Source organism: Paraburkholderia sp. A3BS-1L, from assembly GCF_051125215.1.
Taxonomy (GTDB): Bacteria; Pseudomonadota; Gammaproteobacteria; order Burkholderiales; family Burkholderiaceae; genus Paraburkholderia.
In genome coordinates this window covers 162,270-186,646 of the sequence record NZ_CP120444.1, presented here as the reverse complement: position 1 = coordinate 186,646, position 24,377 = coordinate 162,270, and the positions used below count along the sequence as shown (strand labels likewise).

General features: G+C 60.7%; 21 protein-coding genes and 4 pseudogenes. 4 read left to right on the top strand and 21 right to left on the bottom strand.

The window, feature by feature from the left end; genetic code table 11:
- Positions 1 to 446: 446 nt before the first annotated feature.
- From pntB to P5W99_RS25955, 9 genes and pseudogenes are all read right to left on the bottom strand, one after another.
- Positions 447 to 1,859 (bottom strand): Re/Si-specific NAD(P)(+) transhydrogenase subunit beta, encoded by a 1,413-nt coding sequence (gene pntB, locus P5W99_RS25995; RefSeq protein WP_434664992.1) that lies wholly within the window; start codon positions 1,857 to 1,859, stop codon positions 447 to 449.
- A gap of 16 nt (positions 1,860 to 1,875) precedes the next feature.
- Positions 1,876 to 3,468: a Re/Si-specific NAD(P)(+) transhydrogenase subunit alpha gene (locus tag P5W99_RS25990; RefSeq protein ID WP_434664989.1), complete on the bottom strand. Its 1,593-nt coding sequence runs from the start codon at positions 3,466 to 3,468 to the stop codon at positions 1,876 to 1,878.
- Positions 3,469 to 4,118: 650 nt separating this feature from the next.
- Positions 4,119 to 4,793, bottom strand: a complete 675-nt coding sequence (locus P5W99_RS25985; protein ID WP_434664987.1) for an NAD(P)H-dependent oxidoreductase — start codon at positions 4,791 to 4,793, stop codon at positions 4,119 to 4,121.
- Between the two features lies 1 nt (position 4,794).
- Positions 4,795 to 5,012, bottom strand: a pseudogene (locus P5W99_RS25980) (pimeloyl-CoA dehydrogenase small subunit); the annotation flags it as partial.
- An 8-nt stretch (positions 5,013 to 5,020) separates the two neighbouring features.
- Positions 5,021 to 5,602, bottom strand: a pseudogene (locus P5W99_RS25975) (AMP-binding protein); the annotation flags it as partial.
- 36 nt (positions 5,603 to 5,638) lie between these two features.
- Positions 5,639 to 6,856 carry an acyl-CoA dehydrogenase family protein gene (locus P5W99_RS25970; RefSeq protein ID WP_434664985.1) on the bottom strand — a complete coding sequence of 406 codons (1,218 nt, stop codon included), beginning with the start codon at positions 6,854 to 6,856 and terminating at the stop codon, positions 5,639 to 5,641.
- Between the two features lie 68 nt (positions 6,857 to 6,924).
- Complete coding sequence (locus P5W99_RS25965; RefSeq protein WP_434664983.1) at positions 6,925 to 8,016, bottom strand: phosphotransferase; 1,092 nt, start codon at positions 8,014 to 8,016, stop codon at positions 6,925 to 6,927.
- A complete protein-coding gene (locus tag P5W99_RS25960; protein WP_434664981.1) occupies positions 8,013 to 8,783 on the bottom strand; it encodes an SDR family oxidoreductase in 771 nt (256 codons plus the stop codon). Before P5W99_RS25960 ends, P5W99_RS25965 begins: the two co-directional genes overlap by 4 nt.
- A gap of 16 nt (positions 8,784 to 8,799) precedes the next feature.
- A pseudogene (locus tag P5W99_RS25955) lies at positions 8,800 to 9,347 on the bottom strand (acetyl-CoA C-acyltransferase); the annotation flags it as partial.
- Positions 9,348 to 9,753: 406 nt separating this feature from the next.
- Between P5W99_RS25955 and P5W99_RS25950 the strand changes: the two are divergent.
- Positions 9,754 to 10,453, top strand: a protein-coding gene (locus P5W99_RS25950; protein WP_434665418.1) for an IS6 family transposase whose coding sequence is annotated in 2 segments (ribosomal slippage) — positions 9,754 to 10,026 and positions 10,028 to 10,453 — 699 coding nt in all. Because the reading frame shifts where the segments join, the coding sequence is not laid out codon by codon here.
- Between the two features lie 311 nt (positions 10,454 to 10,764).
- On the opposite strand, the gene P5W99_RS25945 is transcribed toward P5W99_RS25950, so the two are convergent.
- From P5W99_RS25945 to P5W99_RS25920, 6 genes are all read right to left on the bottom strand, one after another.
- A complete protein-coding gene (locus tag P5W99_RS25945) occupies positions 10,765 to 11,508 on the bottom strand; it encodes a phytanoyl-CoA dioxygenase family protein (RefSeq protein ID WP_434664980.1) in 744 nt (247 codons plus the stop codon).
- A gap of 86 nt (positions 11,509 to 11,594) precedes the next feature.
- A complete protein-coding gene (locus P5W99_RS25940) occupies positions 11,595 to 13,019 on the bottom strand; it encodes an MFS transporter (RefSeq protein ID WP_434664978.1) in 1,425 nt (474 codons plus the stop codon).
- Positions 13,020 to 13,097: 78 nt separating this feature from the next.
- Positions 13,098 to 13,493 (bottom strand): RidA family protein, encoded by a 396-nt coding sequence (locus P5W99_RS25935; RefSeq protein WP_434664976.1) that lies wholly within the window; start codon positions 13,491 to 13,493, stop codon positions 13,098 to 13,100.
- 37 nt (positions 13,494 to 13,530) lie between these two features.
- Complete coding sequence (locus P5W99_RS25930; protein ID WP_434664974.1) at positions 13,531 to 13,713, bottom strand: hypothetical protein; 183 nt, start codon at positions 13,711 to 13,713, stop codon at positions 13,531 to 13,533.
- Between the two features lie 60 nt (positions 13,714 to 13,773).
- Positions 13,774 to 14,916, bottom strand: a complete 1,143-nt coding sequence (locus tag P5W99_RS25925; protein WP_434664972.1) for a porin — start codon at positions 14,914 to 14,916, stop codon at positions 13,774 to 13,776.
- 385 nt (positions 14,917 to 15,301) lie between these two features.
- Positions 15,302 to 15,514 carry a hypothetical protein gene (locus tag P5W99_RS25920; protein ID WP_434664970.1) on the bottom strand — a complete coding sequence of 71 codons (213 nt, stop codon included), beginning with the start codon at positions 15,512 to 15,514 and terminating at the stop codon, positions 15,302 to 15,304.
- Between the two features lie 472 nt (positions 15,515 to 15,986).
- Between P5W99_RS25920 and P5W99_RS25915 the strand changes: the two genes are divergently transcribed.
- The gene (locus P5W99_RS25915) at positions 15,987 to 17,018 is read left to right on the top strand and encodes a phytanoyl-CoA dioxygenase family protein (protein WP_434664968.1); all 1,032 of its coding nucleotides are present in this window, start codon (positions 15,987 to 15,989) and stop codon (positions 17,016 to 17,018) included.
- Between the two features lie 27 nt (positions 17,019 to 17,045).
- Here the strand turns inward: P5W99_RS25915 and P5W99_RS25910 are convergent, their stop codons facing one another.
- Positions 17,046 to 17,981, bottom strand: coding sequence for an MBL fold metallo-hydrolase (locus tag P5W99_RS25910; protein WP_434665416.1), 936 nt, complete (start codon positions 17,979 to 17,981; stop codon positions 17,046 to 17,048).
- 576 nt (positions 17,982 to 18,557) lie between these two features.
- Here P5W99_RS25910 and P5W99_RS25905 point away from each other — a divergent pair.
- Entirely contained in the window at positions 18,558 to 19,274 is a 717-nt protein-coding gene (locus P5W99_RS25905; protein ID WP_434664966.1) for a TetR/AcrR family transcriptional regulator, read from the top strand.
- A gap of 149 nt (positions 19,275 to 19,423) precedes the next feature.
- Here P5W99_RS25905 and P5W99_RS25900 read toward each other — a convergent pair whose 3' ends face one another.
- The 4 genes and pseudogenes from P5W99_RS25900 to P5W99_RS25885 all read right to left on the bottom strand — a co-directional run.
- A complete protein-coding gene (locus tag P5W99_RS25900) occupies positions 19,424 to 21,115 on the bottom strand; it encodes a long-chain fatty acid--CoA ligase (protein WP_434664964.1) in 1,692 nt (563 codons plus the stop codon).
- Positions 21,116 to 21,119: 4 nt separating this feature from the next.
- Complete coding sequence (locus P5W99_RS25895) at positions 21,120 to 21,599, bottom strand: phosphotransferase (protein WP_434664963.1); 480 nt, start codon at positions 21,597 to 21,599, stop codon at positions 21,120 to 21,122.
- The gene (locus P5W99_RS25890) at positions 21,596 to 22,369 is read right to left on the bottom strand and encodes an SDR family oxidoreductase (RefSeq protein WP_434664961.1); all 774 of its coding nucleotides are present in this window, start codon (positions 22,367 to 22,369) and stop codon (positions 21,596 to 21,598) included. The genes P5W99_RS25895 and P5W99_RS25890 overlap by 4 nt, the downstream gene beginning before the upstream one ends.
- Before the next feature lie 16 nt (positions 22,370 to 22,385).
- Positions 22,386 to 22,466: pseudogene (locus P5W99_RS25885) on the bottom strand (acetyl-CoA acetyltransferase); the annotation flags it as partial.
- Positions 22,467 to 23,096: 630 nt separating this feature from the next.
- Between P5W99_RS25885 and P5W99_RS25880 the strand changes: the two are divergent.
- Positions 23,097 to 23,324: a hypothetical protein gene (locus P5W99_RS25880; RefSeq protein WP_434664959.1), complete on the top strand. Its 228-nt coding sequence runs from the start codon at positions 23,097 to 23,099 to the stop codon at positions 23,322 to 23,324.
- Positions 23,325 to 23,481: 157 nt separating this feature from the next.
- Here P5W99_RS25880 and P5W99_RS25875 read toward each other — a convergent pair whose 3' ends face one another.
- Positions 23,482 to 24,363 (bottom strand): phytanoyl-CoA dioxygenase family protein, encoded by an 882-nt coding sequence (locus tag P5W99_RS25875; protein WP_434664957.1) that lies wholly within the window; start codon positions 24,361 to 24,363, stop codon positions 23,482 to 23,484.
- Between the last annotated feature and the right edge of the window lie 14 nt (positions 24,364 to 24,377).

Below are 24,377 nucleotides of genomic sequence, written 5' to 3'. Positions count from 1 at the left end.
TACATTATAATGCAAAAAATCGATCAATAAGATTATGTCAAATTTGATGCCAGATTCACCCGATCCAGCATTGAGAATCGGGAAAACGCCTGCTTCGGCCGTCGTGGGTATTGCTTTCGCGCTTGACACCGGGCTGCTACTGCTAACGCGGTGTTCCCGACATGGTTCTGGGCTGCCATCTGCCAGTGCCTGAGGAACAATATCGTGCAAATAAACGCGCGGGCCCGGGTCGGGTTCACATCGTGGCTGCTCAGCTCCGTCCTGTAACGGTTAGGGCGATGTGATGATACCCGGTTACCCCCGGATCTACCCCCACGGAACGGCGGAACAGAATGGACTTGATGCGCGAAAAACGATGGTCCAATGCCCCGCTCTTGCCCCCGTGGTAATCCTGCGGCGACGTTGCGGGCTGGCAACACTCGCAGCAACACGATCTCGCGATGATCTTAGCCCTTCAGCGCCCCAAAGACCTCGTTCAGCATCGTTTTCGCATCGCCGAACAGCATCCGGTTGTTGTCCTTGTAGAAGAGCGGGTTGTCCACGCCGGCATAGCCCGAGGCCATGCTCCGCTTCATCACGATCGAGGTCTTCGCCTTCCACACCTCCAGCACCGGCATGCCGGCGATGGGGCTGGCCGGATCTTCCTGCGCCGCCGGGTTCACGATATCGTTCGCGCCAATCACCATCGACACGTCGGCCTCGTGGAAATCCGCGTTGATCTCGTCCATCTCCATCACGATGTCGTAAGGCACCTTCGCTTCGGCGAGCAGCACGTTCATGTGGCCCGGCATCCGGCCGGCCACCGGATGGATCGCGAAGCGCACGTCGACTCCCTTCTCGCGCAGCACCTTGGTGAGTTCATGCACGGTATGCTGGGCTTGCGCCACGGCCATCCCATACCCGGGCACGATAATCACGCTCCTGGCCTCGCGCAGCATCTCGGCCGTTTCGCGCGCGCTCACTGCTACCACTTCGCCGGTGGGCTGAACACCGCCACCGGCTGGCGCGGACGCACCGCTGCCGGTGCCGAAGCCGCCGGCAATCACGCTGATGAAGTTGCGGTTCATCGCGCGGCACATGATGTACGAAAGAATCGCGCCCGACGAGCCCACCAATGCGCCGATCACGATCAGCAGGTCGTTGCCGAGCATGAAGCCAGTGGCCGCCGCCGCCCAGCCCGAGTAGCTGTTAAGCATCGACACCACGACGGGCATGTCCGCGCCTCCGATCGCCATCACCATATGCACGCCGAACAGCAGCGACACCACCGTCATCACGATGAGCGGCGTCATGCCGGCCTGAATCGTTTCCGCATGAAGGAACGCTCGGCCGAACACCATCACCACCGCCAGCGCAGCCAGATTGAGCCAGTGCCGCGCCGGCAGCAGCAGCGGCTTGCCGCCGATCTTGCCAGACAGCTTGCCGAACGCAATGACCGAGCCCGCAAAGGTCACGGCGCCGATCAGGATGCCGACATAGATCTCAACTTCGTGGATGGCCTTCTCGCTGCCCGTGAACTGCACCGACGTGTCGATGTAGCTGGCAAAGCCCACAAGGCAGGCGGCCAGACCGACCAGGCTGTGCATCAGCGCAACCAGTTCGGGCATCTGCGTCATTTGCACCTTCTTCGCGGCGAACAGGCCGACCGCGCCGCCGACGGCCAGTGCGGCAACGACATATGGAATACCTTCGGCCGACACGCGCGGGCCCAGTACCGTGGCGAGCACGGCGATGAGCATGCCGATCATCCCGAGCAGGTTGCCGCGGCGCGCGGTTTCGGGATTGGCCAGCCCGCCGAGGCTGAGGATGAAGAGGATGGCCGCGCCGATGTAGGAGACGGTAGTCAGATTGGAAGTCATGGTTGTCGTCCCCTTCTTATTTGCGGAACATGGCCAGCATGCGCCGCGTCACCGCGAAGCCGCCGAACATGTTGACGCCCGTGAGCGTCAGCGCGCCCACCGCCAGGCCCAGGATCAGCCCCGCTGGCCGGTCGCCCGCCGCGCGCCCGCCCAAAGGCGGCGCGACCTGCACCAGCGCGCCGATCGCGATGATCGACGAGATCGCATTGGTGACGCTCATCAGCGGCGTATGCAGCGACGGCGTGACGTTCCAGATCACCATGTAGCCGACGAAGCAGGCCAGCACGAACACCGTGAAGTGCGAGAGGAATGTGGCCGGCGCGAACTGGCCGACCAGCAGGAAAGCCAATGCGCCCAGGCCGAACACAATCGCGAGCGCCCTGGCCGACATCGGTTCGTCGCTGCTGTGGCCATGGCGTTTGGAAGCAGGCGCGGCGGCCGGCGGCGGCGGGGGCTTCGGTGCTGCTGCCGGCTGCTTGAGCGGCGGCGGCGGCCAGGTAACGCTGCCTTCCTTGATGACCGTGAGACCACGGATCGCGTCGTCGTCGAAGTCGACGTTGATCGTGCCGTCCTTGTTCTTGCACAACTCCTCGACCACGCGCAGCAGGTTGGTCGCATACAGCGTGGACGACTGCCTCGCCAGACGCGATGCGAGATCCGTGTAGCCGATGATGGTCACGCCGTGGCGCACCACCGCCTCGCCGGGCACCGTGAGCTCGCAGTTACCACCTTGCTCGGCCGCCATGTCGACGATCACGCTGCCCGACTTCATCGACTGCACCATCTCCGCCGTGATGAGCTTCGGCGCCGGCTTGCCCGGAATCAGCGCGGTGGTGATGATGATGTCCGCGTCCTTCGCCTGCTGCGCGTACATCGCGCGCTGCGCCTGCTGGAAGCCCTCGCTCATCACCTTGGCGTAGCCACCGCCGCCCGAGCCCTCTTCCTCGTAGTCGACCTTGACGAATTCGCCGCCCAGCGACTTGACCTGGTCGGCAACCTCGGAGCGCGTGTCGTTGGCGCGCACGATCGCACCCAGGCCCGCGGCCGTGCCGATGGCCGCGAGACCTGCCACGCCCGCGCCGGCGATAAAGACCTTGGCCGGCGGCACCTTGCCGGCCGCCGTGATCTGGCCGTTGAAGTAGCGGCCGAACGCATTGGCCGCCTCGATGACGGCGCGGTAGCCGCTCACGCCGGCCATCGACGTGAGCGCGTCCATCTTCTGCGCGCGCGACAGCGTGCGCGGCAGCGAATCGATGGCCAGCACCGTGGCCCGCTTCGCGGCCAGCTGCTGCATCAGTTCCGGATTCTGGGCCGGCCAGACGAAACCGATCAGCTTGCCGCCTTCGCACATCAGCGCCACTTCTTCGCTGCCCGGCGGACGCACCTTGAAAACGATATCGCTGCGGCCCCACAGATCGGCAGCGGAAGCCACCACCTCGGCACCGGCCGCGCGATAGTCGTCGTCGCTGAAGTTCGCGCCTGCGCCAGCGCCGCTTTGCACGGCCACCGGAAACCCCAGCTTGATCAGCTTCTCGACCACGTCAGGCACGGTTGCTACGCGCCGCTCCTGTGTGGCCGTCTCGAGAGGAACTCCAATCAGTAATGTCATAGGTGAATTACCAGTAGCGACCGTCGCAACTAGTCTGGCCTGCGTTTCAAGTCATCAGACTCAATCAGGTGTGAGCGCTGTTCCGCGAGCAGCTTCGCACGTTGGATATCCGTCGCGCGCCTCAAATAGATAAGAACTGCAAATCATATCGAATTCCGTAGCCTTTCCGAAATTTATATTTTGAATCGAGGGGTATTCGATTCATGAATCCCCTTCACAGCGGGCAGCACCACGCCCGACCGCAGCGTGCCTTTGCCGCCCGTCGCCGTAGACGTTCAGTCGGTCCCGCCACCGGTCGACGCCAACTGCCCCACCCGCCAAACGCTGGCTCGGGGTTACTTTGGCGACAACGCCAAATTTCGCCCTCCTTCTGAATCGAATCCTCGTTATGTCCGCAATGACTCCCTCTTCAAGGACGAGATGGCCAAGCCAGATCCGGACGAGCCGGAAAATTCCAATTCAGGACGGCCCTGATTCCGGGTCAGCCTCAACTGGCCTCTAAACTAACTGCAGGCCGGACTAAAACCGGGGGCAGGTCATCTGCACAATATTATCCAGTAGCTCGAATGGATCCGACTGCGGATCGCCGAGAATCTGGAAACGGAAGCCTGACCAGCCCTCCGCTTAAGAGGTTGGCTCGAACAGAATCGCTACTCCGGCGTAGTTTCCGTATCCGGGTCTAACATCGGCGCCAGTTCCTCAATGAAGCGATCAATCGCCCTAGAATCGGCTTTATCGGCATCATAGAACATTGAGATCTGTGTATCCCTTAATCCGCAGAATCCGAACACACCCTCGATGATCTGAGTCTGAATGGCTTGCGTATAGCCATGCCTATCGAAGCTCCCCTTGTCAGCTGCGCCGGTCGCAATGAGTCGCACGGGGATGTCGCGCATGTTCCCTACGATGCGTCCGCTCGCGTCTGTCTTAAACGCCCACCCTCCTGTAAAGACGCGCTCGACCCATCCTTTGAGCACGGCGGGAACCGACCACCAATACACTGGAAATACCACGACCAGCATGTCAGCGCCATCAATCCTTGCTTGCTCTGCTGCAACATCGGAAGGAAGCTCGCCATAACCGCGGTAATGGTTCACGTCTTCAATAGACATGGCGGGGGAGAACTGCTCTTGATGTATGTCTGCTACCTGAGGGCTGATACCTTTGCTGGATAGACTCCCGGCGATACGTTCAGCTAACGTATGAGAGAGTGAGTTGCTGAGCGGATGCGCCACTACGATTAGTGCGCTTTGAACTTTGCTGGTGTCAGCCATGTAACCTCCACTGTGTTTGCTCGAGAGTGCTTCTGCGGTAAAGAGTTTCATTTCAGGCTCGGCCGAGCGCCACATAGCGTTCCAGATGGTGATCTTCGTCGCCGAACTGGTGACCTACCATCACCAATCGCTTGGCATAGCGAGCGGCAGCTCCCAGGTCATGCCAATGCCACCATGCAACTGGATCGATTCCTCGGCGACAAGCGTACCGACGCGGCCGATCGTGAACTTGGCAGCCGAGAGTGCGCGCCCGCGCTTCACCCGTCGCGCCGCTGTGGGAGCGGGCCGTTCAGGCCGCCTTGCATGCCCGTCACATGGGACATCGGCAGCACCCAGAGCGCGACTGTGTCCGGCGTGCCGCCGAGCCACTGGAGTCCGCCGACCGCCGTGCACATCACGCTGCGATGGGTATGCATACAGCCTTTCGGCTTACCGGTCGTGCCGGACGTGTACGACGCGAAACGCGGATAAAGCTCCTGTGCGACAAACACGGTGCGCGCGCCGCTGCCCTCCGCGTAGTGATGCAGTTCGTCCGTCAAGTTCATTGGATTGACCGGCACGACGACCGCGTTCGCGCGCAAGATCCCGTAGTACGCGATCATCCATTGCGGGCTGTTCTGCATATACAGCAGCACGCGGTCGCCGGCCTTCACGCCGCAGCGCTGCTGGGGAAAGCCCGCCACACGCTCGGCCTCGTCCTTGAACTGCGTGAACGTGACCGGCGTGGCGTAGAACACGATAAACGGCTTGTGCAGATAGCGCATTGCCGAGACTTCGGCGTTAGAGAACAGGTTCGTCGCCGGAAGCGTCAGATGCGGCGGCAGATGAGCGGGCCAGACTGGCGACCGAGTTTCAGACATGGATTCACTCAGTCGTTCTTGATCGGGCATCGCGGGTTAAAGGTAGGGGCCGAGTTCCATCTTCGCGATCGCATTTCGGTGCACTTCGTCAGGACCATCGGCAAGACGCAGCGTGCGAGCCCCCGCAAATGCGCGCGCGAGGAAGAAGTCTTCACTGACGCCGCCCGCGCCATGCGCCTGGATCGCCCAGTCGATTACCTGGCAGGCCATCGCGGGCGCGGCGACCTTGATCATCGCGATCTCCTTGCGCGCCGCCTTGTTGCCGAGCACGTCCATCTTCCATGCGGCGTGCAGGACCAGGAAGCGTGCCTGATCGATCATGATCCGCGCCTCGGCAACCCGCTCGCGCGTCACGCCCTGATCGGCGATTCTTCGACCGAACGCAACACGCGAACCCGTACGCCGGCACATCGCCTCGAGCGCGCGCTCCGCCTGCCCGATCAGCCGCATGCAGTGGTGAATCCGGCCTGGCCCGAGGCGCCCCTGGGCAATCTCGAAACCGCGACCCTCGCCAAGCAACGCGTTGCGGACCGGCACGCGCACGTTTTCGAACAGCACCTCCGCGTGGCCATGCGGCGCGTCGTCGTAGCCGAACACCGGCAGATGACGCAGCACGGTGACGCCCGGTGTATCCATCGGCACGAGAATCATCGACTGGCGGCGGTGCGCGTCCGGATGATCAGGCTCGGTCTTGCCCATGAAGATCAGGATCTTGCAGCGAGGATCGTTTGCGCCCGACGTCCACCATTTGCGCGCGTTGATCACGTAGTGATCGCCGTCACGCTCGATATGCGCCGCAATATTCGTCGCATCCGACGATGCCACCCCCGGCTCGGTCATCGCGAAGCCCGACCGGATCGTCCCATTGAGCAGCGGGAGCAGCCACTGCTGCTGCTGAGCTTCGCTGCCGTAGCGCACCAGCGTCTCCATGTTGCCGGTGTCCGGAGCCGAGCAATTGAACGGCTCAGAGCCGATCGACGAACGGCCCATGATTTCGCACAGCGGCGCGTATTCCAGGTTCGTCAGCCCCGCGCCGAACTGCGACTCGGGCAGGAACAGATTCCACAGCCCGGCCGCTTTCGCCCGCTCCTTGAGCACTTCCATCACGGGTGCGCATTGCCACGCGTTGCCCGACTTGCGTGCCGCGTCCATTTCCGCCTCGAATTGCGCCTCAGCCGGATAGACATATTCGTCCATGAACGCTCTCACACGTTTCTGGAGATCGTTTACCCTGCTCGAATATTCGAAATTCATCCGCTGTCTCCTTCCATCATTGGCCGGCCTGTGCGCGTCGCACGCCAGCCGTTATCGAATCGCATTGCTCAGCGTAGTGCGTCGATCCGCTGAGCAAGGCTCCATGCGTCTTCGGCGAGCGGTCGAGTACGCTTGCCCACCTCGAGCGCCATCGCACTCGAAGCGTTGCGCTGCAACGCGCGCGCGTACACGCCCTGCAGAATCCCGACGAGCCGGAACAGGTTGAACACGAGGTAATAGCCCCAATTCGCATCCGATACCGTATCGGTCGAAGCCCGTGACACGCGCTGCAAATAGCGCTGCAGGTAGATCGCCTCGTCGGGAATACCGAGTGCGTCGAGATCGATGCCGGCAAGCCCGCGCCCCTGATGCTCGGGCATGCGCCACGTCATGCAGTGGTAGGCAAAGTCGGCGAGCGGATGGCCGAGCGTCGAAAGTTCCCAGTCGAGCACGGCGACAATCCGGGGTTCGGTCGGATGAAAAATCACGTTGTCGAGCCGGTAATCGCCGTGCACGATCCGACTTTCGTCGCCCGCCGGAATATGCCGCGGCAGCCAGTCGATCAGGCAGTCGACCGCTTCTATGCGCCCGGTCTCCGCAGCGCGATACTGTTTCGTCCAGCGCGCAATCTGACGCTCGATGTAATTGCCGGGCTTGCCGTAGTTGGCGAGCCCGACCGCGCCTGGATCGACCGAATGGAGCGCCGCGATCACGCGGTTCATCTCGTCGTACAGCGCGCCACGCTCCCCACTCGACAGCCCCGGAAGCGAGCTGCCCCAAAAGATCCGCCCCTCGACGTACTCCATGATGTAGAACGCCGCCCCTATGACTTCGACATCCTCACAGAGCGCGTACGCGTGCGCGACTGGCACGTCTGTATCGGCCAGTGCGCGGATCACGCGGAACTCGCGGTCGACCGCGTGCGCAGACGGCAGCAGCACGCCAGGCGGCTTGCGGCGCATCACGTAGCGTTGGCCGCCGGCTTCGAGACGAAAAGTCGGATTCGACTGTCCGCCCTTGAATTGTTCGATGTGCAATTCGCCTGAAAACCCGTCGACTTGCTCGCGCATATAGTCGCGCAGCCGCCTGATGTCGAACGCATGCGCATCCGCAACCGGACGCGTGCCGCTGAAGAGGCGTTGTACATCGTCCGACGTCATGCCGAGACCCCGCCATCGATCGCCAGATACCGGCCCGTGACGTGTCGCGAAGCATCGCTTGCGAAGTAAACGAGCGCGCCCTTCAGATCCTCGTCGCCGCCGAGACGCCGCAACGGCGTGCGCTCGATCATCTGCTCGCCGGCGCGGTCGAGATGGCCCGCCGTCATCTTCGTCGGCAAGAAGCCTGGGCAGATTGCGTTTACGTTGATCCCGTGACGCCCCCACTCGGTTGCAAGCGCGCGCGTGAGATTGATCATCGCCGCCTTTGATGTGTTGTACGCGATCCTCGTTATGCCCTCCAGCGATCCCCTCAGCCCCGCAATCGACGCGATGTTGATGATCTTGCCGCTCCTGCGCGGAATCATGCTGCGGCGCGCAATCTCACGCGTCAGGGAAAAGGGGGCGCTCACGTTCAGGTTCATCACCTTGTGCCACGCCTCATCCGGATACTCCTCGGCGGGCGCGCCCCAGGTCGCGCCCGCGTTGTTCACCAGGACGTCGACGCAGCCATGCGTGGACAGCACCTCGTCGACAAGCGCCGGAATCCGGTCGAACTTCTGCAGGTCGAAAACGACTGCCCTTGCATCAATACCCCGCGCCCTCAGCTGCGTTTCGGCCGCAGCGAGTTCATCGGCCTTGCGCGCCGACATCACCACCATGCAACCCATATCGCCGAGCGCCTCGGCCATCTGAAGGCCGAGACCGCGCGAGCCGCCCGTCACCAGCGCGACGCGCCCGTCGAGCTGTAACAGTTTCTTCACCACCATTTCGCTTTCCTTTCGATTAACAGACCTCGAACAGCCCGGCCGCGCCCTGGCCGCCACCTATGCACATCGTGACCACGACGTACTTGACGCCGCGCTGCTTGCCTTCGATCAGCGCATGACCCACGAGACGCCCGCCGCTGACCCCAAACGGATTCCCCACTACGATGACCTCGCCATCCACGTTCAGACGATAGTATGGAATGCCAAGCTTATCGCGGCAGTACAGCACCTGCACCGAGAACGCCTTGTTCAGCTCCCACAGGCCAACTTCATCAAGCTTCACGCTCGCACGTTCGAGCAGGCGAGGCACGGCAAACACCGCCCCCCCATCTCGTCGGGCTCTCAGCCAGCAATCGCGAAGCCGCGATAGATCCCGAGCGGCTGCAATCCGCGCTGCTCCGCGAGCTTGCCGTTCATCACGACGCAGACCGACGCGCCGTCCGATGACTTGCTTGCGTTGCCCGCAGTAATCACGCCGTCCTGCAGTGCAGGGCGGATCTTCGATACCGCTTCGAGCGTCGTGTCCGCGCGGATCCCTTCGTCGGCCGCGATGGTCACGTCCTTCGGCGCGGTCGAGCTGCGCGACGATTGTCGCGCGCAACGCGAACCCCAGCCCGTTGGATCTTGAATTTCATAACATTACGATCGTTACGCAAAAAGGCTACCTTGAGTGAGACTTTATGCATAGCCCAATGCGACTATCGTAAACACCTACCCATCCAGTAACCCTTTGGCTTTGCGGACAATCGCCGACCGCCAAATAATTACATATGTTACGTATAATACGATCCGGCGCTTGATCATTCGGCAATGCGGACGCTCAAACTCAGCCATTCAACCTCTCTGGTACGACCATGACCAAGTCGACCATCATTCACCGGCGCGATGGCTGTGGTGCAATTAGCGCTCGACGAATCGATTAGAGTGGGGAGCCAATCACTTTGAGAGCCCGCAATGAGCGAGCTGAAGAATCTGGACGGACTGTTCGCGCCCCGGCCCCTTTGACCGCGACGTGATCATTCTCTGCGTGTGCTGGTATCTGCGCTATAAACTCAGCCTGCGCGATCTCGTCGAGATGATGGCTGAGCGAGGGTTGTCGCTTGCTCACACGACGATCCTGCGTTGTGTTCGGCGCTATAGCCCCAAGTTCGTCAAGCGCTGGAACCACTTCGCAGCGCCTGCGGGACGGTCCTGGCGGGTTGACGAGACGTATCTCAAGATCCGGGGAAAGTGGGCTTATCTGGTATCGGGCGGTGGATAGATGCGACCAGACGGTAGACTTCGTACTCAGGGCAAACCGCGATGTGGCTGCAGTGAAGGCTTTTTTCAGCAAGGCAACCAGGCATCAGGGCCGGCCACCGGAGACGGTCACGCTCGATGGGTATGCCGCGTCGCATCGGGCCGTGCGTGAGATGAAAATAGATGGCCTGCTTCCCGAGGAAACGAAGGTGCGCTCCTCGAAGTACCTCAACAACATGATCGAAAAGGACCATCGAAACATCAAGTCCAGAGCGAACGTGGTGCTCGGGTTCAAACGGTTCAGAAGTGCCTCGACCACGATTTCAGGCATCGAGTTGATGCATCGAATTCGCAAGGGACAGTTCGACCTATCCGCTCGCTGGGACGTCACGGCTCTCTCTGTCTGGAATACTTTTCTTTTCAATCGATAAGATATCCATATCTATTAACGATATCGCGCACACGTCATCTATTTGCGCCAGATTCGGTCTGGGGACCGACACATGGCCGCCGGACCTGCTGCACAACATGCAGCTTGCATCGTGTGTCTCGGTTGGGGTTGCCGCCGTTGTTGGTCTTCCGTTCTTCAGTGATGCAGCCGCATCCGCAGCGCATGCGGACACAGCCACTCTCTCCCACCAGGCGATGCCGGTATCAGCGCAGCTGCGTGCACCACGCGGCGCGAAACGGCTCACCTGGCGTCAGCGACGGATCGTTGAGCCCGCTGATGTCGTAGAGGTAGTTATCCCCCCCCAGCCGGCAGGGGGCGGTAGAACAGCTTGTCGCCGAAGAACCGGTAGACGAGAGTGTGCCGGTCCGGGCAGTCTGGGGTCACGGGAGCACCACCGTGCAGCGAGCCGGAGTGGAACACTAGCGCGTCGCCCAACTCCAGATCCCAGGAAAGGACATCCCACGACGCCGGATCCTTCGCTCGCTCGCCCTCGATGTCTGGGAGATTGGGCCAGTCGGTGTTGGTCCACAACGGCGTAGTGTGATTGCCCGCATCTGCGTAAGAGGTGCCGTTGTACTGAATGCCGAGGTGCGAGCCGCGGACGACTTCGAGCACGTTCTTGCGAGGTATCTTTTCAAAACAGGTCCAGATGTTGAGCATCTGCGGCCCGCTCACCGGCGTGTACGAGTTGTCCTGGTGCCACGGCGATCGCCCAGCCCTCCCCCCCTTCTTAATGAAGATCTCCTCGCCTTTGAACCACACATGCTCGGAATCCCATAGCGACGCCACGAATTCATCGAGCGCCAGCGCCTTGATCGTCGCGATGTGCACATCGCGATTGGCGATGTTGCCGTAGTCGTTGAAATGCTCATCCGGCGTACCTTTGAAGACGTAGCCGTGCTTCGGGCTCGGGTGGGCGATCCCGTAGTCGAAAGCCTCGCGCATCCGCCTGAGCCGTTCGGGCGAAAACAAGCCTCGGGCGACGATGGCGCCGTCACGCGCCAAGTCCAGTTTCATCTGCTCAGTCACCTGCATATGAATTCCCTTTTCCTGTCGATCACGATAGTTGTGAATAGAAGTTTGTGGCGGAGCCGAGTGTCGGGCCCGTTCTCAACAACCTCTCATTCCTGCAATACGCCGGCTCCGCGAGAAAGTCCATCTTCATTCGCACTACCCAGTTCCTCCTTCGTCACCAATTCGAGCGAGCGATTCGTGGTGCGCGGCCCGAACACGACGACAGGAATAGTAAAGATGATGTAGCAGGCCCCCGCGACCAGCATCACGCTCTTCATGCCCCCAGAGGAAAAAAGCGCCGCCCCCAGAACGCCGGATACCGCCCCGCCGAATCGGCCGCCGGAAATCACCACGCCGCTGCCCAACGCACGCAACTGGGTGGGAATCGTCTCGGGGATATAGGTGAAGTACGCGTTGAGGACGATGCCTGTGATGATGGAGACGGCGCTACCCGTGGCCATCACGGCCCAGTGACTGGTCGAGGCACCCAACAAGGCGAGCGACAGCGCGCTGAAGACCGCTGCACCGAGAATCATTGACTTTCGCTCGCACCGGTCGAGCATGTACATGGTGAGCAACGGCGTGACGACATAGACCACGTTCCAGATGAACATCGCGTAGTACGCGTCTTCCTCGGAGTACTTGAGGCCCTGAACCATTGCGTACGTGACCCAGTTCCCCCAAAGGTAGAAACCCAGGTAAGCACCGAAATAGCCAAACGCGAGGACAGCGATGGTGCGCCGCACACTGGTGTTCTTCAACAGTTCGCGCAAGGTCGGCTGCTTGCCGGCTTCCAGCGCGGCGCTCACCTGCGGCTCGGCGAGCGGACCTTGTCGCAGTGCGCGCATTTCAAGTTTTTCCAACACCTTTTCGGCGCATGCGAACCGTCCCTTCGAGGCATACCAGCGCACCGACTCCGGAAGGGTGAAACGCGCGATCGGCGCTATCACCAGACCAATACTGCCGGCGAGCATCAGATGACGCCAGCCATTGGGGCCGCTATGCGGGAGCAGGTACATCGTCAGCGCCGCAGCGCCAACGCCAGAGACGACATACCCAGTCGATACGATCGAAGCAAAGCGCCCGCGAGTATGGCTAGGAAACATTTCGGCGACATAGACCAACAGCACAGAGGTGGCCGCCTGCACGCCGAGTCCCGTGACCACGCGAGCGACGAGTATGGTCTCGTAGCCGGGTGCGAATGCCGTCGCCAATGCACCCACCGAATACAGCGCAGTGGACCAGACGAGCACCGAGCGACGCCCCAGTCTGTCCGAAAGCATGCCGCCCACGAGCGCGCCGGCGATCATGCCGACGAAGAAAGCGCTCGTGACGTAGCCAATTTGCTCCAGCGTCAGATTGGTATGCGTTTTGATCGTGGGAATTGCATAGGCGAAGATGGCATTGTCGTAGTACTCCAGCATCAGGTTGGCCGCGAGCAGCCCAGCCCAGATGTAGTGCGAGAGCATCACCGGCAGCCGTTCCAGGCGTGCTAGCAAGTTGTTTCTGACCACAGCATCAGAGCGATTCATGTTTTGTCTCCGTTAACTTTTTCTAGTGCTTTTTTTATACTGAGGGTGCCATGGCCTGCCGGCCATGGCAATCAGACATCAACCGGCGCCGCAATGGGCTACCGCGACAGCGCGGATTTCGACCAGGTAATCCGGGTTCACCAAATGGGTCACGCCCACTGCGGTCCACGCGGGGTAGCGGTCGGGAACATATTCGTCCTTGATTTTGACGAACGCCTGAATGTCGCTGCCGTGCATGTCGAGATGAAAAGTCACGATTTCGACGATGTCGGCCATCGTGGCGCCCGCCGCCGCGAGAACGGTTTTCAGGTTCTCGAAAGCCAGCCTTGACTGCGCTTCCATGCCCTGACCAAGCGTATGGGTTGCCGGGTCGAGTCCCACCTGGCCGGATACCCAGATCATGTCGCCCACGCGGGTCGCGGCTGAATAATGAAACCGGTCGTACGTTTCCCGGTTCTGCGGCGGGTTGATCATTTGCCGTTTCATGGCTGTGTCCTTTGAAAATAACGCGTTATGCGATCTGGCGGAAAACTCGCGAGCGAAACGCGTCACCTTCGTTGAGCCGGGCCATCTCTTCGTCGAAGAGCGCGCCATGGCGCACGTACTGCGGGTTCCACGTCGATGTCGGCAGAAGGCGGAACCTCGCGTCGTCACCGAAGAGAAAAGCGTCTCGTTGGGCCTGCGTGACAAGCATGGTGATCTCCTTGGTAAGTAAATCTGAAGGAATCCTTATCAAATGAGCGCAGATTGGTGATCAGAACGAATGCCGCAGGCCGATGCGCACGTCCGCCTGGTTAGTGCTCGAAGACGGTGTGAAGCTATAACCGATCACGGCATTCACACCCTGCGAAGCCTTCAGCCAGTCGCCAGAGATGTAGACGTCCGTGCTTTTCGAAAGCAGGTAGTGCACGCCCGCCGAAAGCTGGTTCCAGTGGAGGTTATCGAAGTGATCGTACTGGTAACCGCCAATCAGGCTCAAAGCCGGCGTAAGCATCCAGTTCGCACCAACTTCGGCAACCTGCATGTGCCGGCTCTCGCCGAACGCCTTAAGCTGCGTGTACGTGAATGCGCCCATCAGCGTGACGGTGCCGATCGTATAGCTCGCGCCAACACCGAACGCCCCCTGCTTATCTACCGGAAACGGCCTGTTCGCGTAGAGGTCGGTGATCGCCCCGGTGGTGGGATCGACGCTCACGGTCGGCCGGCCGAAGAACGTGCGCGCGCCAATCATAGCGTACGGGTCGAATGCGTAAATGCCCGACGGATTGTTCAGTTGCGTGTAGGCTGTCCCAATCGAGAACGCGCCGCGCTTATACTCCGCACCCACGCTCCACGCACTGCCCGTGTGGAAATCGCCGGCCTTATTGCTGAACGAGTACATGCCGCCAAACCGGAAGCCGCCGTACGGGTTCGACATGAACTTCACGGCATTCGGTAGATGGTCACCGTTCATGCGATCGAAGTCGCCCTGGTTGATGGCGTAGCCGCTCGCCCACGCCGAAGCGTTGTACATATAGACCATTTCCTTGGTCATATCGATCTGGTTGCCGAACGTGAGCGCGCCCCAATCGTTCTGCAAACCGACATAGGCGGCCCGGCCGAACAGCGCACCGCCGTTCGTGATCTGTCCGTTTGCCAGGGAAAAGCCGCTCTCCAGCTTGAAGACGGCCTTCAGACCGCCGCCCAGATCCTCGGTGCCCATGATCCCCCAGCGATTTCCATAGGCAATGCCGTCGTCGAACTTCGCCTGGTACGATCCGCCTGCGTTGGTGACATAGGTAATGCCTGCATCGAGGATCCCGTACAGCGCCACGCTGCTTTGGGCGTGGCTGGGGATCGAGAGCGAGGTAATTGCAAATGCGATGCCGGTCAGTGCTGTCGTCTTCACGATTCTCATAGCATGTGTTTCGGTTGATTATTTCAAGGTTAAATCCCTGTCCACGGAGTGCACGTTTCGCACCTCCATGCGCGTCACCGTTTAGTACACCGATGTAATTTATCGAGTGTCCGGCAAACTCTTCATACCGGCTGATGGTGATGCGTCTGTTGACGGAGTGAGGAACACTCCGGTAACCCTCGAACTGAATAGACGCGCGATATTTCAATCAAACGAGATGCGTGCGGCGTCCCTGTCAGGAACACCTCGAACGGCGTCTTCTCCGGGACGGCGACCACATTTCGAACGCCACGCACAGCAATTACAATAACAGTTGTTATATGAAAAATAAAACAGGGTATTCCCTGTCCTGCCGATGGCAGGCCCCACGCCGGCTTTTAAGCGCTCACACCATTTTGCACAGGCGCCCTTGACGCTTCCTGCTCCCCAACTTCGGCAGCGACTCCACGGATTCGGCAATGCGCGGCGCCCTGTACGAGGACATGCGCTCGCGCGCCCACGCCACGATGTCCTCCGGCGGGCCGCTCAGGCACCAGTTCGTCGGCTTGCGCTCAGAGATCAACACCCTGCAACCCATCTCGCCGAGCGCCTCGGCCATCTGCAGCGCGAGGCCGCCCGAGCTCCCGTCACCAGCGCGACGCGTCCGTCGAGCTGGAACAGTTTTTTCACAACAATTTTGCATTCCTTCATATCAACAAGCTTCTGACGCACATATAACATTATACTTGTAACGTAAAATGTTGCCGCGCGTGCATCTGCATGCATATCCAATGCAACTAGCGTAAACACCTACCAATCCAGTAACCCTTTGTATTTGCGGGCAATCGATCTCGGATATATGATTACACGTGTTATCTATAATGCAGCATGATCTTGAGCAATGCGGATGTTCAAATTCGACCATTCAACCTCTCCCGAACGACCCTATCCAAATCGATGGTCATTCATCGCCGCGGTTTCGAATTCCGGACGTGCGAGTCCTTGCGCGCATCCAGCGACGCCGCCCGGATCGCCGCGAGCGACGACTATGACGCGGGTGGCATGCAATTGCCGGAGCTCGTATTGCAGACATGCCGATGATTCTTCCACCGCTAGTTGCCGCCTCCATGCACATCATGCGTTACTGCGCCGTCTGTCTCGACAATACGACACTGAGCATGGAGCGCGACTGGTTTTTAAAGTCTATTTTTTTACAGAGGAAAAAGATGGCACAACTGACAACAATTTCCGGCCTGACGGCCACCACAGAAGACGTCATCGCCGTACTCGAGCGTGACGGCGGCGTCATCATCGAGGACTTCCTCACGAGCGGGGACCTGGCCGGCATCAAGTCGGACCTGCTACCTCTCATCGACAAGCAATCCACCGGACGGGACAATTTTTCCGGTGGCCACACGCGGCGGCTGTCGCGCCTGTTCGCCCATACCCGTCACCTCGCGACCGTGGCCACCCATCCGCTGTACCTCCCGGTGGCAGAACACTTCCTATGCAGGCCGCGCGAAGTCTGGGTTGGCGACAAGCGCCTTACGCTGACCGCGGGCGTGCGCATCGGCTTCACGCAGGCGATCCAGATCGGGCCAGGGCAGGCAGCCCAGCCATTGCACCGCGACGATAGCGTGTTCCTGTGGCGCCATCCAACGGGAGGCCGCGAGGGGCGCGTGCAGATCATCTGTGCCGCCACGGACTTCACTGCCGAGAATGGCGGCACGCTCGTCATTCCCGGCAGCCATCTTTGGGATGACGAACGAAAGCCCGATCTGTCCGAAACGTGCCCCGTCGTCATGAAGGCTGGCTCGGCGCTGATCTTCCTTGGATCGACGTTTCATGCGGGCGGTGCCAACACCACAACGGCGGAATATCGCACCGCGATAAGCATGTCGCTGGACGCCGCCAACGTGAGGCAGGAAGAAAACATGTACCTCTCGCTCACCTCGGCGCAAGTGGCGAGCTACCCGGAACAGATCCAGCGGCTTCTGGGCTGGTCCGCAGGCGACAACCATATGGGATGGGTCGAGGTCGACGGGCAGATGATCGATCCCATCAAGCTGCTGGGCGATGTGGACCACGCGTCGCTCAGGAGCGTGGGCGCCAACCGCTATTAAAAGCCGGCGGGATTGGAGAGGAAGGCCTCAGGGCCTTCCGGGCCGATAGACTCCCTCCTCGTCGAGCGTGACGCGCCCGTCCGCAACCAGTTCGGCCAGGTGCTGCGAAATCGTGCGCGCTTCGGCGGAAATCACCCAGGGACTCTCGAAGCCTTGCGGATACAACAGCCTGCGCTCGACCAACTGCGACAGCGTCGCGGGAGCTTCGTTCAAGAACGCCAGCAGGCGCTGTTCGCGCTCGTCGAGCTTGGCCGTGAAGGCGGCGAGATCGCGTAGAAAGTGCGCCCGCTCGGTATAGACACCGCGATGGTGCGAGGTCACCCATATCTTCGCCGGAATATCCGGCAGCCGCTCGAGACTCAGCCGGAAATCGCGCAAGCTTGAACAGCCATCGCCATAGTAAGGTCCGAATCCCGTCAAATCGATGTCGCCGATAAAGGCCACGCCCTCCGGCTCGACGAGCAGAACACAGTGACTAACTGCGTGGCCCGGCATATGAAACGCACGGATGCGTGACTTGCCCAACTCCCACGATGTGCCATCCGCATAGCCTCGTGCGTCGGGTCGGGGCGCGTAAAAGAAGTCGCGTTCCAGCATGGCCCGTATGGCCGGGGCATCCAGGTTTGCATGGCCGAACGCGGCGAACATGCCGTCCCAGTTCCGGATCGCCGGCAAGTCGGCTTCGTGCACGTAGACACTGGCGTGAGGGATGCGGTGCAGCCCGGCCATATGGTCTTCATGCACGTGACCCATGACGACCAGGTCGGTCGCATCGAATTCGGAGCCGATGTGGTTCGAGACAAGCGGCATATCGAAAGCCACGCGCGTATCGGTTCCGCGCACGAGCACCTGATTGCCGTCGGGGTATTTTCCGTTCTTCTCTCCGAACAGGACCGACACGCAGCCGAAGTCGACGCGTGCGATGGGCACATGGGATGTACCTGTGCCAGAAATGTGGGTCATGTCGAACAATTCCTTTAGATTGTCTGCCAGCCGTCGACGACAATGCTCTCGCCGTTCGGATTGGCTTTTTGAATCGGTTGAGGCCCCTCGCATGGGCGCCTGCTGGGCCTTGCCTGAGCGCTACCAATAAAGCATGACCGAAAGTTCACGCCATCGATTGATTAGATATCCATATTGATTCGCAGCCATCCCGTGCGCAATGACTCACCCCTTTCGATTCTTCTCCCCTCCAGGCGTCCTGCATGATGCTTCTATCCAAGTTTGCAATATCGCATAAGCAAATATTTTACACAATGATCGTTATTATAACTTAACCCCTGACAAACCCCGGATCGGATCCCGACTGCTCCTCAGATTGGAAAACGGACCTCCTGGCTCTCGCGTCGCTCGGTCCGGATGGTCCGTTCCGCGCCCCCCCGTGTTCCACCATGTCGCCTGAAAACCGGTTCGAGATCGTTTCAACCCGAGAATGCAGATGGCCATGGAAATTCGCTACCCATTTAAGTGCATTACAATACGGTGAATTGAAGTGCCGTAAGGCATGCATCGCTGCTCAAACCATTCGACTTCTCTTCCATGGCCCGAACCCCTTCCTCCTCCACTCGACGCGAGCGCACGGCCGGCACCGGCGAGGCCCCAACCGTAGGTCGCAGAGGGCGGCCTGTCGGAGACCACAAGATCAAACGCGACAACCTGTTGAGGGCCGCAGGCGTGGTGATCGCGCGCGAGGGCTACGCCGGCACGTCATTGCGAAAGATCGCCGTGGAGGCCGGCTGCACCACGGGAGCCTTGAGCTACTACTTCGAGGACAAGGACGCAATCATCAAGGCACTCGTGGAAAACTCATTCGACTTGTTCGACACCGCTCTGGATTCGGGCGACACGCCGATCGGCGTCAAAACGATGCTCGAACGATGGATGAGTTGGCATACGACAAAGGATATGGATCCGCGGCTGGTGCAGTTTCAGCTACTGGGCCAAGCAAGATACGAGCCGGTGGTCGCGGCTGTCATTCATCGACGCTATAGTCAGTATCGAGCCCGACTGGCCGAGATCGTCTCGAATGACCAGAAGCAGGGCCTGATTCGTGACGACATTCCCGCGGATCTGATCGCGGATCAAGTCTGTGCGCTTGGCGACGGCTGGACAATGATGCTTCCGGTCGAGCCGGAGCGATTCAAGGCCCGCCGGTTCAAGGCGCTTTTGGCAGCCGTCGTCACGTTGTATAGCCCGCCTCAACCGGACGCGGCAGCCGCAGCGGAGCCCGCCCGGGCGGCACGTCGGCCCAGATAAGCCGAATCGGCGTCGGTCTCGCCGGGCGTGCGCTCGCCCGGCAAACGGCTCTACTTCGATCGCCACGGCCGGAAAAAGAACTAGCCCTTACATGCGGATAATTTGGCCGGCCACCACCTTCCGACGCGGCCCAGAGTCAAGTCGAGCATTCACGCACTGGTATTGCCTTGCGCAACGGCTTTCACCGCTTCCTGCTCCTGCAATTGCCGCCACATGATCTTTCCGCTCCCCGACTTCGGCAGCGACTCCACGAATTCGGCAATGCGCGGCGCCTTGTATGAGGCCATGCGCTCGCGCGCCCACGCCACGATGTCCTCCGGCGTAACCTCCGTCGCGCGCCCCGGCTTGAGCACCACCACGGCCTTGACCGTCTCGCCGCGATGCGCATCCTGTGTGCCGATCACGCACACCTCCTGAATGGCCGGATGGTGGTACATCATCGCTTCGACCTCCGCCGGCCACACCTTGTAGCCCGAAGCATTGATCATTCGCTTCAACCGGTCAGCCATGAAGAAGTAGCCGTCCTCGTCCATCCATCCGAGATCGCCAGTGCGCAGGAAACGCTTGCCCTCGATATCGACGAAGCTTTCGCGCGTTGCGTCCGGATTGCGCCAGTAGCCCTGCATTACCTGCGGTCCATGCACGATGATCTCGCCCGTCTCACCGCACGGCACCGGCTCCAGCGTCAACGGATCGACCACCCGCGCGTCGACGTCGAAAATCGGAATCCCCAGACACTGCAGCTTCGGACGCAGCAGCGGATTGATATGCGTCGAGGCGGTCGTCTCCGACAAGCCATATCCCTCGGTATAGTCAACGCCAGTGAGCGCCTTGAGCCTGCGCGCGACAGCTTCTGGCATGGTCGCACCGCCCCCGCCCATCCAGAGCAGGCTCGACAGATCGTACTGGCCAATCTCCGGGTTCGATACGAAGTCCACCACCATGGTCGAAATCGACTGCCAGAAAGTCACGCGATGATGCGCAATCATGCGAGCGGCCACGGTACGGTCCCAGCGCGGCAGCACGACCACAGTTGTGCCGCTGTAGAGCGGACCGTTCAGCCCCCCCTGCATGCCGGTCACATGGAACATCGGCAGCACCGAGAGCGCAACCGTGTCCGGCGTGCCGCCGAGCCAGTGGAATAAGCCGACGGCTGTGCACATGACGCTGCGATGGGTGTGCATGCAACCTTTTGGCTTGCCGGTCGTGCCGGACGTGTACGGCATCACGCAAAGGTCGTCAGGCCCGGCAGTCAGCGGCCCGGGACGCAACTGCAGGTCGAGCGCATCGGACCAGTGAACTACCTTCGGACCTTCGACATGGCGCGCGTCAGCGACGAAATCGGGCGGCGCGATGGCGGACGGCTGTTTCAGGTAGTCGCTATAGGTCGCGACGACGACGTGCGCGAGTTCGCCATCGGCATCGCTGACAAGCGGCGCAACTCGCGGATAGAGATCCTGCGCGACGAACACGGTGCGCGCACCGCTGTCCTCCACGTAATGACGCAGTTCGTCCGTCATGTTCATCGGATTGACCGGCACGACGACCGCGTTCGCGCGCAAGATCCCGTAGTACGCGATCATCCATTGCGGGCTGTTCTGCATATACAGCAGCACGCGGTCGCCTGCCTTCACGCCGCAGCGCTGCTGGAGGAAGCCCGCCACACGTTCGGCCTCGTCCTTGAACTGCGTGAACGTGACCGGCGTGTCGTAGAACACGATAAACGGCTTGTCCGGATAGCGGGCTGCCGAGACTTCGGCGTTATAGAACAGGTTGGTCGCCGGAAGCGTTAGATGCAGCGGCAGATGAGCGGGCCAGACAGGCGGCCGGGTTGCAGTCATGGATTCACTCCGTCGTTCTTGATCGGACATCGCGGGTTAAACCTGGGTTAAAGGTAGGTGCCGAGTTCCATCTTCGCGATCGTGTTGCATCTCGGCCGCGCGATACTGCTTTGTCCAGCCCGCAACTTGGCGCTCGATAAAGTTGCCCGGCTTCCCATATTCGGTAAGCCCCGACCGAGCCGGGATCAACGACGGGCACGTCGGTGCCGGCCAGCGCGCGGATCACGCGAAACTCGCGGTCGACCGCGTGCGCGGACGGCAGCAGCACACCGGGCGGCTTACGGCGCATCACATGGCGGCGCCCCCAGGCTTCAAGCCGGAAAGTCGGATTCGCCTGGCCGCCCTTGAACTGCCCGGCGCGCAACTCGCCCGAGAATCCCTCGGCATGTCCGCGCATGAATTCGCCCAGCCGACCGACGTCGAACGCGTGCGCATCCGCGATCGGACGCGTCCCGCTGAACTGGCTTTGTGCATCGTCCGTCATAGTGCCGAGACTCCGCCGTCGATTGCCAGATACTGGCCCGTCACATACCGCGAGGCGTCACTCGCAAAATAGACGAGCGCGCCCTTCAGGTCCTCGTCGCCGCCCAGACGCCGCAACGGCGTGCGTGCGATCATCTGCTCGCCTGCCTTGTCCAGATATCCGGCCGTCATCTTCGTCGGGAAGAAGCCCGGGCAGATCGCGTTCACGTTGATCCCGTGACGCCCCCACTCGGTCGCAAGCGCGCGCGTGAAATTGATCATCGCGGCCTTCGACGTGTTGTACGCGATCGTCGGCATGCCTTCCGGCGAGCCCTTCAGCCCCGCGGTCGACGCGATGTTGACGATCTTGCCGCTCCTGCGCGGAATCATGCTCCGGCGGCCAATCTCACGCGTCAGAAAGAACGGCGCGCTCACGTTCAGGTTCATCACCTTGTGCCACGCCTCATCGGGATACTCCACCGCCGGCGCGGACCATATCGCGCCCGCGTTGTTCACGAGGATGTCGACGCAACCATGCGTGGATAGGACCTCGTCGACGAGCGCCGGAATGCGGTCGAACTTCTGCAGGTCGCAAACGACCGCCCGTGCCTCAATACCCCGCGCTTGAAGGTACGTTTCGGCATCGGCCAGTTCGTCCGCCTTGCGGGCCGAGATCACCACCTTGCAGCCCATCTCCCCAAGCGCCTCGGCCATCTGCAGACCCAGGCCGCGCGAGCCGCCCGTCACCAGCGCGACGCGCCCGTCGAGCTGGAACAGTTTCTTCACAACCATTTCGTATTCCTTTCCATTAATACAATTCAAACAGCCCGGCCGCGCCCTGGCGGCCGCCGATGCACATCGTGACCACGACACATTTCACGCCGCGCCGCTAACGCCCGTGCGTCGCGTCATAGGTCATGTTGAACGCGCCTCCCAGCCCTTCGCCAGCACGGTGCGCGCGGTGGAAACGATTGCTGCATCGGCCATGTCGGTGTCCCCATCAATTGAAAGTGCAGCCTTCTGCAAGTTTCGCGAGTAGCGACACGGTCTGCCACGCGGCCTCGGCACTGGGACTCTGCCGGCGTTGGCGAGATCTACCGTAACCGCGTAAAGCATCGGCCCGCCGCGATGGCGCGCGAAGCGATAGCCTGCGAGGTACACGACGTCGATATCGGATGCCCGCGCGGTGACGCCGTCCTCGACAATCCGCGCCCCTCCGTTGACGAGAGCGTAGATGTGGCGCGGAACTGCCTCCCGCCGCCGGTCAGTACGATCGCGTCAATCTTCGTATCAGCGATACCAGATATAACATTACACATGTGATGCAAAAATGTTACAGTGCGAGCGTCCGTATGCATAGTCCAATGCGACTAGCGTAAACACCTACCCATCCTGAGCCAGGCGATCGCGGCATCCTGCGCGCTCCGGGAAAGCCGGCTCGGCGCTGATCTTCCTCGGATCGACTTTTCACGCAGGCGGCGCCAACAGAACGACGTCGGATTATCGGACGGCGGTAGGCATGGCGCTCGACGCCGCGAACCTCAGGCAGGAAGAGAACATGTACCTCTCGCTCACCTCGGCAGAGGTCGCGAGCTACCCCGAGCAGATCCAGCGGCTTCGTGGCTGGTCTGCTGGCGATAATCACATGGGGTGGGTCGAGGTCGATGGGCAGATGATCGATCCCATCAAGCTGCTGGGCGATCTGGACAATGCGGCGCTCAAGGGGGGCGGCGCCAACCGCCATTGAAATCCGGCGGGATTTAAGAGGAAGGCCTCACCGCCTTCCGATCCGATAGTCCCCTTCCTCGTCGAGCTTGACCACGTGCAGCAAGTTATGCGGCGATCGATCTGGCCTCGTGGTCGACATCCGGCACGCTTGCTTTTTAGAATGTCAAATAATAGTCTTACAGACCCAGATGGTTAGCCAGTTCTTCGTAGTTGTTCTGCCAGAGCCCCGGTGATCCACCGGCCGGATACACGGATCTGAATCCGATGATTCGCTGAGCTCGTGCACTCAACGTTTTGACAATGTCCATGCTGATCAAGAAGGGATAGGCCTCTTCCGGCGTCAGGTACCCAGGCTGCATTGGCATCGTCAAGCCGCGGCGGCGTTCGTTCGACGTGACGTTCGCACCGCCACCGTGCAAGACTTTTCCGCTGAGCAGCAATGCGTCGCCTGCGCTCATCTCTGCCGGAATCGTCATTGCAGGTTCGCCCTTATGGATATTGTCCCCGTAGTCCTCGTCCCAATGGTTGCTGCCCGGAATGATACGGGTCGCCCCGTTTTCTTCGGTGAAAGGCGTCAGCGCGATCATGAGGTTCGTGATTGCGGTCGGACTACGCTTCCCCATCTCGAGGAACACGGGCCAGTTGCCGAGGTCTCGATGGAGTGGTTGCGCCTTATTTCCCGGCCCAATTTCGATCAGCTGACCGGTGGTCAGCCACCACGTACCACTCTCCTCAGAGTACAACGCGTCTCCAACGCGATGCATAACGTCGTCGTCCAGCAATTCCCGGTAGGTCGGAGACAGCGTCGCCAGGTTCGTAAGTCGCTTTGTTTTCGATCCGTGAAAATCCTGCACTACTTCACTGTCGTGTTTCGAACCTTCGTACAACGAAGCGAGCGGCTCGTCTAGCTCCGCATTGATATTCTCCAACTGGCTTCGCGTCAAATAGTCTTTGATAACCACACCACCGAACTGCTCCAGCTTCGAGAGAATCTCAGCTGTTTCGGTGTCGCGGGGCACAGTGGGAAGCGTCTTTATATCAAGCGGAGTAAAGGACATTTCAGTTCCAAATT

Excerpts from the sequence above, each read along its gene's own strand:
- P5W99_RS25875 (WP_434664957.1), bottom strand. The coding sequence starts at position 24,363 with ATGTCCTTTACTCCGCTTGATATAAAGACGCTTCCCACTGTGCCCCGC.
- P5W99_RS25900 (WP_434664964.1), bottom strand. The coding sequence starts at position 21,115 with ATGACTGCAACCCGGCCGCCTGTCTGGCCCGCTCATCTGCCGCTGCAT.
- P5W99_RS25880 (WP_434664959.1), top strand. The coding sequence starts at position 23,097 with ATGGCGCTCGACGCCGCGAACCTCAGGCAGGAAGAGAACATGTACCTC.
- P5W99_RS25970 (WP_434664985.1), bottom strand. The coding sequence starts at position 6,856 with ATGAATTTCGAATATTCGAGCAGGGTAAACGATCTCCAGAAACGTGTG.
- P5W99_RS25915 (WP_434664968.1), top strand. The coding sequence starts at position 15,987 with ATGCCGATGATTCTTCCACCGCTAGTTGCCGCCTCCATGCACATCATG.
- pntB (WP_434664992.1), bottom strand. The coding sequence starts at position 1,859 with ATGACTTCCAATCTGACTACCGTCTCCTACATCGGCGCGGCCATCCTC.
- P5W99_RS25895 (WP_434664963.1), bottom strand. The coding sequence starts at position 21,599 with ATGACGGACGATGCACAAAGCCAGTTCAGCGGGACGCGTCCGATCGCG.
- P5W99_RS25930 (WP_434664974.1), bottom strand. The coding sequence starts at position 13,713 with ATGCTTGTCACGCAGGCCCAACGAGACGCTTTTCTCTTCGGTGACGAC.
- P5W99_RS25990 (WP_434664989.1), bottom strand. The coding sequence starts at position 3,468 with ATGACATTACTGATTGGAGTTCCTCTCGAGACGGCCACACAGGAGCGG.
- P5W99_RS25985 (WP_434664987.1), bottom strand. The coding sequence starts at position 4,793 with ATGAAACTCTTTACCGCAGAAGCACTCTCGAGCAAACACAGTGGAGGT.
- P5W99_RS25925 (WP_434664972.1), bottom strand. The coding sequence starts at position 14,916 with ATGAGAATCGTGAAGACGACAGCACTGACCGGCATCGCATTTGCAATT.
- P5W99_RS25935 (WP_434664976.1), bottom strand. The coding sequence starts at position 13,493 with ATGATCAACCCGCCGCAGAACCGGGAAACGTACGACCGGTTTCATTAT.
- P5W99_RS25940 (WP_434664978.1), bottom strand. The coding sequence starts at position 13,019 with ATGAATCGCTCTGATGCTGTGGTCAGAAACAACTTGCTAGCACGCCTG.
- P5W99_RS25905 (WP_434664966.1), top strand. The coding sequence starts at position 18,558 with ATGGCCCGAACCCCTTCCTCCTCCACTCGACGCGAGCGCACGGCCGGC.
- P5W99_RS25945 (WP_434664980.1), bottom strand. The coding sequence starts at position 11,508 with ATGCAGGTGACTGAGCAGATGAAACTGGACTTGGCGCGTGACGGCGCC.
- P5W99_RS25910 (WP_434665416.1), bottom strand. The coding sequence starts at position 17,981 with ATGACCCACATTTCTGGCACAGGTACATCCCATGTGCCCATCGCACGC.
- P5W99_RS25890 (WP_434664961.1), bottom strand. The coding sequence starts at position 22,369 with ATGGTTGTGAAGAAACTGTTCCAGCTCGACGGGCGCGTCGCGCTGGTG.
- P5W99_RS25965 (WP_434664983.1), bottom strand. The coding sequence starts at position 8,016 with ATGACGTCGGACGATGTACAACGCCTCTTCAGCGGCACGCGTCCGGTT.
- P5W99_RS25960 (WP_434664981.1), bottom strand. The coding sequence starts at position 8,783 with ATGGTGGTGAAGAAACTGTTACAGCTCGACGGGCGCGTCGCGCTGGTG.
- P5W99_RS25920 (WP_434664970.1), bottom strand. The coding sequence starts at position 15,514 with ATGGCCGAGGCGCTCGGCGAGATGGGTTGCAGGGTGTTGATCTCTGAG.